Source organism: Rhodococcus sp. NPDC076796 (assembly GCF_040702765.1).
GTDB lineage: Bacteria > Actinomycetota > Actinomycetes > Mycobacteriales > Mycobacteriaceae > Rhodococcoides.
Genome location: NZ_JBFBMS010000009.1, coordinates 148632 through 161186, shown reverse-complemented (window position 1 = coordinate 161186; position 12555 = coordinate 148632). Strand labels below are relative to the sequence as shown.

Genomic DNA, 12555 nt, shown 5'->3' with positions numbered 1-12555 from the left:
CCAAGCTCGATGTTTCGACCTCATCCCCACGAAGGAGTCCGATGACGAATCGAGTTCGTATTCCCGAGGTCGGTCCGATCATCATCGGATCCGGTCGATTGCGACTACGCGAGCCCTCCCCCTTGGATGGGCTCGCGTGGTCGCGGTTGCGCTTGGCCGATGCCGAGCGTCTAGCTGCTCGCATCGAAGGGCTCGTTCCGGTCGACGATGCGGCCCGATGGGCCGAGCAGAACCGTCCGGACAACTGGATGACTGTGCACCGCACTGCCATGCAGCGCATCGAGCTCGGGCTGGGCTGGTCGTGGGTCGTCGAAGTCGACAACCGGTTCGCCGGTCAAATGGAATTGACGGGGCTGACCCAGGCACCCACCCGCGCAGTGCGGGTGGGTGCCTGGATAGGTCACAGGTTCACCGGTCACGGTGTCGGATCAGCAGCTCTGGCTCTTGCGCTCGACCACGCTTTCTCGTCCGAGGGGGTCCAGCTGGTCGAGGCCTTCGTCGACAGCGACAACGAGCACTCTCGTCGTGCGTTGCTCTCGATGGGGTTCCGTCGCTGCGCGCAGCAGCAAACACTACGGTCGACATGGGAATCGGCGTTCCCGCCGGACCCTGCGGCCGAGCTGTTCGAGATCACGCCCGCCGATCTACAACAGGGTCGTTCCTCATTCGTCGACCACACGCTCAACCGGCATCACAATCGGCCGTCGCGCTTCGATGGTGTCTAGAACTCACACGTCCCAGAAATACCGTGCGCGCCAACCAAAAATCCACGTCGCTCGCACGCGGGCACATGGCGAGCACATCGCCGGCGGCCGACTCTCTTCCCCGATAGGCCAGCAGCAGTGCCGATCATCGACAACCACCACGAAAAGAGGCAACACCCAAATGATCTCTCCATTGAGCAGCGTTTCCGATTCCGAACTGACCGCACAAGGACCAGACCTCAGCGGACTCGCACCCTTGCACCCCTTGCTCCCCCACGCCGTGATGTACACCCTGCCGCACTGCCCGAACTGTGACCGACTCAAGACCTTGTTCAAGGCCGCAAAAATCCCGGTAGTCGCTGCCCCACTCGATGACGAGCCCGACGCCTACCAGCTCTTCCACGGTGAACTTCACGTCGCGCAGACTCCAATCGTGCTGATACACAACACGTTCACGACACCGACCTACTTCAGCGGGTTCAGTTCCGATCTCGCCCAGCTCGCCGTCAAAGCGATCCGCTCACGTCTGCGCGATCTCGAAGACTCCCTCGATCTCCCATCGGTCGATCTGTACGTCGCCGACCTCGGTTCCGCAATCGAACCGGGTCAAAGCTGCCCCTTCATCCGACCGGATGTCTTCGCAGCACTCGCGGCGAGTCATTCCGACTGCCCCAACGAACAGGTCTCTCGTGCAGCAGCGCCGCAGCCCCTCTCGGCATCGAGCACCCTGCTCGACATTTCACGCTCTGAGTCCACTCCCCCGCTTCACTGACCCGATTTCACGTCTGGAGATGACGATGACCGCCGTACTTCCCACCGTGGCCGAGACATCCGCCGCACTTCAGTCAGCAGTGCCTGCCTGGATGCAAAAGATCGAGGACAGTCTCAAGCCCTTTCAGAAGCGGGTACGCGAATTCATCCTCACCCGGCCGGCATCGGCGGTGTGGATGACCATGGGTAGCGGCAAGACCCTGGTCACACTCTCTGCCCTGTCCTACCTGCGCGAGCCCGGCCATATCCTGGTCGTGGCCCCTCGGAACATTGCTGTCGATACTTGGCCGGAGGAGATCTTCGATTGGAACATCCCTCTGCGCGTGACCTCGCTGAACATCACCCCGCCGGGGATGCGAAGCAAGAGTGGACGACCCAGCAAAAGGCAGCGAAACCTCAAGCCCGAGGAGTTCCGAGCGCTCGTGGACAACCTGGGAACCGACGCCGCCGGTCTCTACACTGTCGGCTCGGACCGCTTCACCGAGTTGGTCAGACGGATCATCTATGCGGGCGAGCCTCGGGTACGACCGGTCGGTGCTACACGCGACGACGATGTCATCGATCTCGACGCCGTGCGAGATGCACGGGATGAGATCGAGCGCCACTTTGCCTCACTGCTTCTGTCTCGAATCGAAGGTTCACCCGACGATGAAAGGGTCGCGATCGAGGGCCACTATCGGGCAATCGGAAAGGCCTTCAGCGAGGCCAGCTTGACCAAGCTCAAACCTGCCACTGCCTCCGGTGGCCCGCCGACAGTAGTTGTTGCACACAGTGATCCGGCATCGGCGAAACTGCTTCGCTCCGAGCAAGTGCGCGAAGACCTCGCCGCGGTGATCACCGATGTCACCGGCCGCAAGTTCAGGGTCGCCGCTCATGTGGCCAAGGCCGACTACTCGCTGTGGCCGTTCCCGACGGTCATCATCGACGAGGCCCAGGGGTTCAAAAACCCCCAATCCTTGCGCTGGAAGGCAATGGCCGCGGTGCGACCGCACATCCGGCGCATCATCGAACTGTCCGGCACACCGACGCCCGAGGGGGCGCACGAAATTTGGCCCCAAATCTTCCTCCTCGATCGGGGCCTCACGTTCGGCACAAGTTACACCGACCACCTCGCAACCTGGTTCACCCCGGAGCAAGTCGTTCGGAATCAAGTGACTCGGTGGGAAATCAGTCGCCACAACGAAACCCAGTTGCATCGAGCGATTTCGCATCTGGCTATCTCTGCGGAGAACACCGAACTCGAGCTCATCGGATTCGCGCCACCGGTCACCCACGTCGTGCCGATGACCTCGGACTTACTCGGTGCCTACGAAACGTTCGGGCGAGACGCGCTGTTGTCAGTCCTGCTGACCGGTCTCGCCGAACTACGACTCCGCGCGTACGACGAGGCCATGGAGGCCACAGCGGACATGTACGCAGTCACCGCCGCCGATGATGCTGCGCGAATGCAGGCAGTCAGGAATGGCGTGGGCAAGGACGAGATCGACACCCTTGTTGCCGCAGCCAGGTGCCGAGCTGTCGAGACCACCGGGGATCGCACCCGTGCGCAGGTCGCACACGATGCGGTAACTCTCGATGACGCCTCCGCCTTCTACATCGAGGCAGTCAACGGCGGTGTGCTACGAAACAAGCTGCTCCAGTTCGCCTCTGGTGCGGTCTATCTCGACATCGACAAGGACACCGACGGCTACGCCGGGGCGACCGAACTGACCACTCGGCCGACATTGCGACTGCACTCGGCCAAGTTCGACCGAGTGATCGAGATCTGCGACCGCCACTTCGCTGGCGGGGATGGTGGATCGATCCTGATCGCCTATCGATTCGACTTCGAGAAGACGATTCTGCTCCACCGTCTGCAACGCGCCGGGTATCCCGGTGCTCGTGCGTACAACGGCATGCCCGACACCAAGAAGGCCTGGAACAGAGGTGAGATTCCGATCATGCTCGTCCATCCGGCCAGTGCCGGGCACGGACTCAATCTGCAGTTCGGTGGTCACACGCTGATCTGGACGACCCTGCCGGACTCGAACGAACACTTCGGACAGACCCCGGCCCGGCTCAATCGTCTCGGTCAGAGCAAACCGGTTGTCGTGCATACGATCTTGACCGAGGGGACCATCGACATGGCGATGCCCGGCGCTCTGTCGGACAAACAGGCCAGTCAGCAGCGTCTGATGCAGGCAACTCGGTCCGAGTTCAAGACGGCGATGGCCGGTGCCATCGCCGAGGCCAATTCGAGTCGATAGAAGCGAACACACCCCCGCACCGGACGGTGCGGGGGTGTGTTTTATGCCGTCAAACGGTGTTACTCGCTGTGTGCGGGATCCAGCAAGCTGATAGGTCCGATGCCTTTGGCCTCGTGGTACTTGGTGATGATCTCCTTGCTGACCATCCCGCGATCGCCTACATCGATACCGTTGGCCTTGGCCCACAGCCTGGCTTCGTGATGCATGGCAGCGTTCAATGACCCGTGGGCGTTGCGACCGACTTTCTTGACTCGGCGACCCTTCTTGACCACGTCGTAGACGGTGATCGCCTTCAGCTCGTCTTCCAGCTTGTCTCGGTCTACGTCGACGACCCAAATGGCGTTGTCGAACACGACACCCACCCGGTACCAGTTCTCGACCACCTCACCCGTGGCGTCACTGTAGACCGTCGTCGATTCCTTGATCGTCATCAGCGTGCAACCTCACCCTTGTGTCACTGTGCCACCACACCATGCCGGCCTCATTAATCTCGAATATTACATGGATGCGGTCTGGATATTCTCTTTGCACAGGTCAGGCGCGTGTGGGAGGGACAAAGTTTTTATCGAGGAAAAACTTGGCAACTATATGATGTGCCATCAAAACATGACCTGGATCACTAAGAAATCTGTGGTTTGTATAGGAAAATCTGTAGTTTTTGACGGTTCGGGCAGTGAAGACACTTCTGCGAAAAAAGAGCCGTGTTCGAAACCATTCGTTACCGCCGCGCGCGCCGGAGGCGCCCGCAGGAAGGGTTGCGGTGTGTCTGTGAAAAGTGGAGAACAACGAGCTGTGGAAGGCCCGTCATCTCCAGTGGGGTTGAGCCACCCTGGCGCGGACTGAAAGAACAGGACTGCGCCAGGGTGGCTCACCTGATGGACGCCCACCCCCGAATACCGATTGAGACAGGTCGAGCGCCCGCGCCCGGCCACTACCTCTTGCAAAGAAATCTCCGAGCTGCCAGCCCCTGTCGGGGCGCGCCGTGCTCACGCATGTGAGTCCCGACTGGCACACGTAAACACCGCTCGTGCGCATACGCCGAGTCGGGACATTGAAACCGACCGCACCGACCACACCACGCACAGGAAGAAGTCATCATGACCGCACCGACCACACCCACCGCCGAGAACATCCGTCCTGGACAGGTCATCGTCGTCCAGGGAGCTATCTCCTTCGCACGTACCGCGAGCCTGATCGACGGTGTCGAACTGCAGCGTCGTGTTGCCAACGCCAAGAGCCAGTATCCGACCGACAGTCCACACACGTTGATGGTTCTGTCCAAGGCCGAGATCGTGCCCGCCAACCCGGTTCAGCTGAGCTGGGAAGAGGCGTATGTGCAGAGCCTGTTCTTCGAGCACAAGAAGAACCCTGAGAAGGGACTCGGATTCGAGGCGAAGAACGTCACGAAGAGTCTTCCGGTCCTGCTCACGGTGGACCCGGAGAACCCCGGCTCGTACCGTCAGGTCGTCGACGTCGAAGGTGAAATCGCCAGGGACACCATCGTCCGGATCGTCGTCACGACCTTCCAGTCGAAGGACAAGAAAGGGCGGGAGTACCAGAAGCTCGGTCTCGGTCTGGAAGCGATCATCCTCTCGACCCCAGAGGTGCCGTACGCGCCGAAGTCCGGTGCGCGCAATCTCGATCTCAGCTCCTACGGAATCACGTTCTCGACGCCTCTGGTCGCCACCAACGGCGTCGAAACCGACGTTCCCAACGAGATCGTCGGGACCGACGCATCGGGCCTGCCGGCGGCGCCCGTGGCACCTTCAGCTCCGGTCCAGCCGGTAGCTGCCCCCGCTCCCGTCGCGCCGGCAGCTCCCGCAGCTCCGAGTGCGCCCCTGGCTCCTGCAGCTCCGGTGGCACCCATCCAGCCGGCCGCAGCCGCACAGCCCGCGGCACCTTCCGCACCGGTCGCTCCCGCTGCGCCGATGGCTCCGGTACAGCCGATGGCTCCGGTACAGCCGATCGTTCCCGTGGCCGCCGCTTACCAGGTAGCAGCCCCGGGTGCGCCTGCAGGGAATCCCGACGATCCCTTCGCCGGTACGCCTTCTCCCAGCTGGGGCGGCGCGGGAATCCAACTTCCGGCCTGAGCTTTTCCTCCGGTCACAGATCTTCGGATCCGACCACCACAGGGCCGCGGGCTCCTCGAAAGAGGGTCTCGCGGCCCTGTGCTTTTTCCGCCCACACCGACCACTCACGAACAGAAGGGCCGATTCCACTCATGGGCACACACCCGCACCCGTCCTCGACCTTTCCGGAGTTCTACACGAACCCGCACATCCGTTCATCGCTTGCTGCTCAACGACTCTGGACAGTCTCCGATGCGAACAAACGTCCCGTGGACATCGTCGCGGCCCTCGACGTTTCGCAGTGTTCACGCTGCGGCAGAGCCGACTGCTCCGAGGTTCACGGCGCTCAGCTCTCGAAGGCCGACGCTCAGCTACTGACCCTCGACGAGCTCACCTCAGCGCTCCCGAACGCGAGCAACGTCGCTACTCATCTGGACTGGCGATCGAGTGGGTTGATGGTTCTCGACATCGAACCCGAGTGCCCCACTGGGGTCGTCGATCAGCTACTTCGTCTGGTGACCGGAAACACCGCGTCGCCCGAGCCGGCAGCCCTCTATGCGGAGGTATCGGGATCAGGGCGTGGATACCACGTGCTGCTGCCGGTGCCGTCGAACATCGCGTCGTTCCCGCGGGCGGCGCGCGCGACCAAGCTTCAGCACCCGCAACGTTGGTACGAGGTTCTGCTTTACCACTGGACGACGTTCACCCGCAGGCAGATTCCCTCGCAACGGCTCTCTGCTGCGGCAGCCGAACCAACGGGCGAGATGCTGACATGGGAAGGCGTGTTCGGGCAGTTGATCGAGATCGCGCCGGGCGGCGAAGCCGCCAACGAAGGAACGTCCGGGCAGTACGACCAGATGCTCGCACTGGCCGACGGCCCCGATCTGACACCGATGGAATTCGAGGTCGTCCACACAGTGATCGAAAGCCTGGGGCACGAGAGCGCCCGGGATCTCGACGACGACTTCGGTGGGGACACCTCCCGTTGGGAGATGTCCCGGCTGATCCGGATTGCTGCGATCGCACACGCCAAACTTCATGTCAGGCATTCGATCGACCGGATCACCGGAACCTCCACGGCCACTTCGGAACAGACCGCTCAGCAAGTTCTGCGGGTCGTGCACCACGTCGCTCGCCGCACCCTCCCTCCTCGGGCGAAGCACGACGAACGCCGATCCGGTGCCTCCTACCTGCTCAAACGCTGCGCCGAAGCGCTGAATCATCTCGATACCCAAAGCTGAAGAGCAAGTGGTGGGTTGAGAGAGGAGTGCTGGCGGGAGTGTTCGACGTGCAACGACGGCGGCGACGCCGAAGGCGCGACCGGAGGTTGTCCGAGCGAGGTGTCTGCCCCGAGGGCGAACGACCCCTCTCGACCGAACACAGCCCCTCTTACGACACCACACCGACACGAAAGAGATCCCAGACATGACCTTCCTCCTGAACGAAGAATTCATCCTGCGCCACCTCCGGCCGGACCTGCGCAATACGCGGGTCGCGCCCTGCCTTCTCGGGCCGCCCGCGATCGGCAAGACGATGGCAGTCAACGCGCTGGCCAAGAACGGCGACTTCGCAGTGTTCTCCATCGACGTCAACACACTCTCCGACGCAGCCGATCTGACCGGCGTACGGACCGTTCCGGATCCGAAGAACCCCAATCGTTTCGTGCAGATCTTTTTCCCGCACTACACGATTCAGGAGGCCAACGATCATGCCGAGGCCAATCCCGACACTCTGGTCATCATCTTGCTCGACGAGATCAACCGCACCAGCGCCGACGTCACCTCTGCCGCACTGACACTGCTGACCTCTCGTCGATGCGGCAATCTGAAGCTCGCCGACAACATCCGATTCATCGTCACCGGCAACGACAAGGGCAACATCTCCATGCTCGACTCGGCCTCGCTCACGCGCTTCGCGCTGTACCCCGTGCGTCCCGATGCGAAGGTCCTCTTGGATCTGCTCGGCGACGACATGCAGCCGGCTATCCGGCAGGTGCTCACCGAGCATCCGGACTGGGTTCTTCAGAGCCCAGTCCCGGCCGGGCTGATCGTCGCCACTCCGGACGACGACGATGATCCCAGCGTCAGTGCAGGGGCCGTCTCCGATCGGCAGATGGCGGAGTTCTCCACCCAGATGGACGACTCGCAAGACATGAGTCAGTACACGGCACCGCGCACCATCGAGGGGCTCAATCTCTGGATGAACGAGCTCGGTGCCACGGTCATGGCGGAACTAGCCGTCGAGGAAGCTGTCGGTCCCGACGGGCAGGCGACCACCGAGCTGATGCTCGGCATGCTTGCTCACACCGGCAACACCGCGTTCACGAACGAAGTCCACGCCAAACTGCTGGTGTCCTTGCTGGCACCCGCCGCGAGCTCAGGACCGGGGTCGATGACCATCGCCCGCCCGGCGGCCTGGGACAAGCTGCGTGCAGCGACGACCCAGAACCAGATCGAACAGATCGTGTCCTCTCTGACCACGGACAAGCAGGCCGACGTGCTCATCTTCGCCCTGACAACCAAGGCAGAGAACGATCTCACCAAGAAGGTTCTCGATCGGATCGTCGACGACGGCGCGCTCTCCTCGCTCACGAAAGATCAGCAGAGCGCCCTGCTGAACCGAGCAACGTCCAATGCGCTCAACCCCGCATCGGTGAGCTACTTCCTGGACAAGTCCAACGCCCCACTGGTCCTGTCGCTGTCGCGGATTCACGACTTCCTCGCAGCCTGACCGTTTGACACCACGGCCCCGGATCGCTTCGCTGCGATCCGGGGCTTCGGCGTTCCCGGAGATGGTTCGACACACATCCGAGACCACTTCTCGCACACCAAGAAAGGGCCATTCCCATGGCAATCGTCATCTCGGGGCAGACGCCTCACCGTCTCAGCGCATTCGACTTCCCGCCGCCACTCGTCACCGACTCGGCCGATCCCGGCATCGAGTACGACCCCACCGCGGTGCTCTCGAAATTTGCCTTCTCGCATCTGCTCTCGCCGCTGGTCCCCAGCGTGCCGGCGACCGCCGTGGACTCGGTGTCGGGCAACCCGATCTCATCAGAAGCTCTCGGAACGGTCCTGGCCACTCCGATTCTCGTCGACGCCTTCACCGGCGAGACCCGCGGCGACACACCGGAGAGCAATGCCGCTGCTCTGGATCTGCTGGCACAGACGACATCTGCGATCTCGCGTACGTCGCATCCCTACGTTCGTCACGTTTTCCTGAATCAGGGCCTGGGCGAACTTGGAATGCCGGCCCCGGAACCGGGACGGGTGATCTACTCGGCCGAGAACTCCGTCTCACCCGCAGCGAAGGAGCTGCTCGCACTCATCGGTGCCGGCGCATCACCGACCGCATATGACGAGGGAGACACCGCATGGACGCAGTTCTTCGTCGCTCTGGCGGCGACTTTCCGTCCCCCGACCCTCGGCGTCGCGATGCTCGGCCCGGACACCTTCGAGCGCTTCGGCGAACATCTGATGATGGTGGCGACGGCCCTGCACGCCAGCAGCAAGATCTCCTCGGATGTTCTCGACAAGTGCCGTCAGTGTGCAGCCATCGACCTGAACGATCTCACCGAGACTCTCCGTCTGCGTTCGCGCGCCGGCACACCCACCGAGGACTACTCGTTCGCCCGACTGGTCGTGCACTCGCTCTTCACCTTCGTCAAGAGCGAACGGGCAACGGCAGCAGCAGATGCCGTGCCTGCGCATGCGGCGCTGATGCCCTTCGACCTCAGCGAACTGATCTGCCCCGAGACCATTGTCTTCGTCAATCTCGACGCCCACGCCCGACGCGTTCCGTCCGACATCAGGGCTCAGTGGACGTGGGTGACCAAGCAGCTCAACAGTGGTTTGAAAATCATGTCGATGAGGACGATCACCCGCCTCGGCGCAGCCGCCAACCGGCTGCGAAATGCCCAGCGAACGGCTGTCAACTCACGTAGTCAACTCGAAGAAAAGACTCGCCGAGATACCCAGGCAGGTGACTTCTTCGACTCGGCCCCACCGCCGAAGCAGATCCTGATGGACCTGCGGCTCAAGCTCGACCGCATGGCGAAAGTCAACAAGTCGGAGAACGTCCGGCTCTACCGGCAGAAAACCTTCTCCCGGGCCAACCGCCGTCGACCCGACAGCCCAGACGTACCGGGCACCACCCTGCGCAAGGAGTTCATGCCCGACATTCACTACTACCCGGACACCTCCGGCTCGATGAGCCTCGAGGACTACATGGACGGCGCCCTGTTCCTGATGATGATGGCCAAGAAGTTCGACATGAACTTCTATTTCAGCTCGCACAGCCACCTGCTCGCTCCGGAGATTTTGTTGCCGGTCAAAGGCAAGTCGATCGACCAGATGAGAAAACTGATTGCCGCAGTGCCAAAAGTCGGGGGCGGCAACAACTTCACCCTGATCTACGACTTCGTCCAGGCCAGCGTGGACCGTCGCCGTCGGCTCAACGTCGTCGCCACCGACTTCGGCTGGGTCGCGAACTCCTCGCACATGTTCACCCACCCGGAGAACGTCGTCTACCTCCCGGCATTCGACCGCTCGAACGTGCACAGCTGGGATTCGGTCAAGTACAACTGCGCCAATTTCATCAACTCGATGCGCCCGCTCGATCCGAACATCGACGCCAAGATCCTCGGCATGGGCTATGCGGGGGCGGCGCTCGACAACCGCTGACCGACACGGGGAGACGGGATCTTCACTCTCGTCTCCCCTTCGCCAGTCGAACTTCCCCATAGACCTCGTGGCCACCGCCGCGCTGCTGATCCATTCCGAGAGAGGACATCTCACCCATGACACACCACACTGCTCTGCGCGACAACGGATTCACGGTTGTAGCCAAGGACATGCACGACTTCTCCGACGACGACAAGACGGGATCCGGCGCCGGTCCCGGATCGGCCACCCCGATGTCGGGTAGTGCACTCGGTGCGCTCATGGGCGGATTTCTGCCCGGCGGGGCGGCACCCGAGGACCCCGACGACGTCGCCAAGTCCATGCTCACCGACTACAACGAAAAGTTCGCCTCCGCGCTGCCGGCCGAGTACCGGGACGAAGTGATCGACCGCACGGCAGCAGCCCTCATCAGCAAGAACAAGCCCAGCGCGATCCTTCTGGGCCCAGCCGGTGTCGGCAAAACCCGCATCGTCGAGGAGTTGGCTCGTCGGATCGCTACCAAGGACCCGTCGGTTCCGCCGCGACTGAAGAACAAGACGATCTACGAACTGAATCTGTCGTCGCTGATGGCCGGGACGATGTACCGCGGCATGATGGAGCAGAAGCTCGAGGCGCTCATCGCGTTCGCGAAGGAGCCGAAGAACGGCGTCATCCTCTTCATCGACGAGATCCACCAGCTCGTTCCCGCTGACGGCCACGGCTCCACTTCGCACGAAGAACTCGCACAATCGCTCAAACCGGCTCTCGCTCGCGGCGATCTCCGGGTCATCGGAGCCACCACCGATCAAGAGGGCCGCCGTCTGACGTCGGATCCGGCGTTCGCGCGTCGCTTCACCCGGATCGGGGTCTCCGAGCTCAACCAGGATCAAACTCTGCAGGTCCTGCGCACAGTCCTGCCGGGTCTGTTGACCCACTACAAGAAGTCTGTGTCGGCGGACGAGACCGTTCTCGATCACGTCATCACCCTTGCCGACGAGCACCTCACCACCCTCCACCGCCCGGACAGTGCCCTGACCCTCCTGGACAGGTCGCTGGCCAAGCTCACGATCAAGAGGCACAAGCCGGACATCGCTGCGCTGATGGCTCCCACGGACGCACTTCCATTGACCCGAGCAGTGATCAAAGAGACCGCGGAAAGCATGCACGGCTCCGACGCCGTCGCTCGCGGATTCGACGAATCTGCTCTGACGGAAGCACTCGCCCGCATCGAGGGTCAGGAGCTGGTGTGTGCCAGAGCAATCACACTCCTGCGCAGGGACGCTCGCGGGATCTTCCCGCGCCGTCAGCCCATGGGCTGGATGTTCGCCGGTACCTCTGGTGTCGGTAAGACCGAGGTTGCCCGGCAGATCGCGCATTCGATCATGGGTACCGAGCCGATCATCTTCAACATGGCCGAGTACTCCGAATCTATGTCGATCACGCGACTGCTCGGATCCGCTCCCGGGTACGTCGGGTCGGACTCGAACAAAGAGATGCCCTTCGACCCGTTGGACGCCAACCCGCGACAGGTGATCGTCCTCGACGAGTTCGAGAAGGCCCACCGCGACGTGCAGCGGATCTTCCTGGCAGCGTTGCAGGAAGGCACGGTGCGCATGGCGTCTGGCAAAACGGTCGACTTCTCCAAGGCTCTGATCATCGCCACCACCAACGCTGGTCGTGACGCGATCTCCAAGGGTGGAATGTCGCTGGGCTTCAGCTCGACGTCGCCGGCGGGAGCGAACTCCTTGACACGAGAGCAGCTGACGAAGGCGCTCACCGAAACACATGGTGGTGGAGGCGGTTTCGAGCCCGAGCTGCTGGGCAGGTTCTCCTGGATTGTCGCCTTCGACCTGATCTCGGAGCAGACGTACGGGAAAGTGCTCGCTGCTGCATTCGTGCGCCTTCGTGCCGAGATCGAGAAAACCAACCCGTTCTTGGCTGCGTCACTGCCCGAGGAGCTGAGCGACGACCAGATCGCCGACTTCATCGACAGCAGCTACGTGGCCGCCCAGGGCGCGCGGCCGGCCGAGCCGACGGTCCGGAACTGGATCGAGGAGATTCTCGATCCCAGCTAGTAATTCACCCGCACAGCGCAGGGGTCTCG

Annotated in this window: 9 protein-coding genes; 8 read left to right on the top strand and 1 reads right to left on the bottom strand. The window is 62.3% G+C overall.

Annotated elements, in window-relative coordinates; all coding sequences use genetic code 11:
- Nucleotides 1-41: 41 nt before the first annotated feature.
- The 3 genes from AB0366_RS22490 to AB0366_RS22480 all read left to right on the top strand — a co-directional run bounded on the left by AB0366_RS22490 (nucleotide 42) and on the right by AB0366_RS22480 (nucleotide 3721).
- Nucleotides 42-725: a GNAT family N-acetyltransferase gene (locus AB0366_RS22490; protein ID WP_366245886.1), complete on the top strand. Its 684-nt coding sequence runs from the start codon at nucleotides 42-44 to the stop codon at nucleotides 723-725.
- Between the two features lie 160 nt (nucleotides 726-885).
- Complete coding sequence (locus AB0366_RS22485; protein WP_057473047.1) at nucleotides 886-1476, top strand: glutaredoxin domain-containing protein; 591 nt, start codon at nucleotides 886-888, stop codon at nucleotides 1474-1476.
- Nucleotides 1477-1501: 25 nt separating this feature from the next.
- Nucleotides 1502-3721 carry an SNF2-related protein gene (locus AB0366_RS22480; RefSeq protein ID WP_366245884.1) on the top strand — a complete coding sequence of 740 codons (2220 nt, stop codon included), beginning with the start codon at nucleotides 1502-1504 and terminating at the stop codon, nucleotides 3719-3721.
- Between the two features lie 59 nt (nucleotides 3722-3780).
- Here AB0366_RS22480 and AB0366_RS22475 read toward each other — a convergent pair whose 3' ends face one another.
- Nucleotides 3781-4152: a histone-like nucleoid-structuring protein Lsr2 gene (locus tag AB0366_RS22475; protein ID WP_032373169.1), complete on the bottom strand. Its 372-nt coding sequence runs from the start codon at nucleotides 4150-4152 to the stop codon at nucleotides 3781-3783.
- Nucleotides 4153-4818: 666 nt separating this feature from the next.
- Here AB0366_RS22475 and AB0366_RS22470 point away from each other — a divergent pair.
- The 5 genes from AB0366_RS22470 to AB0366_RS22450 all read left to right on the top strand — a co-directional run bounded on the left by AB0366_RS22470 (nucleotide 4819) and on the right by AB0366_RS22450 (nucleotide 12526).
- Nucleotides 4819-5811, top strand: a complete 993-nt coding sequence (locus AB0366_RS22470; RefSeq protein WP_366245883.1) for a hypothetical protein — start codon at nucleotides 4819-4821, stop codon at nucleotides 5809-5811.
- Between the two features lie 248 nt (nucleotides 5812-6059).
- Nucleotides 6060-7031, top strand: coding sequence for a hypothetical protein (locus tag AB0366_RS22465; protein ID WP_366245882.1), 972 nt, complete (start codon nucleotides 6060-6062; stop codon nucleotides 7029-7031).
- Between the two features lie 184 nt (nucleotides 7032-7215).
- Nucleotides 7216-8520, top strand: a complete 1305-nt coding sequence (locus AB0366_RS22460) for an AAA family ATPase (protein ID WP_052062899.1) — start codon at nucleotides 7216-7218, stop codon at nucleotides 8518-8520.
- Nucleotides 8521-8636: 116 nt separating this feature from the next.
- Nucleotides 8637-10472 carry a hypothetical protein gene (locus AB0366_RS22455; RefSeq protein WP_366245881.1) on the top strand — a complete coding sequence of 612 codons (1836 nt, stop codon included), beginning with the start codon at nucleotides 8637-8639 and terminating at the stop codon, nucleotides 10470-10472.
- A gap of 116 nt (nucleotides 10473-10588) precedes the next feature.
- Nucleotides 10589-12526 carry an AAA family ATPase gene (locus AB0366_RS22450; RefSeq protein ID WP_052061377.1) on the top strand — a complete coding sequence of 646 codons (1938 nt, stop codon included), beginning with the start codon at nucleotides 10589-10591 and terminating at the stop codon, nucleotides 12524-12526.
- Nucleotides 12527-12555 lie beyond the last annotated feature (29 nt).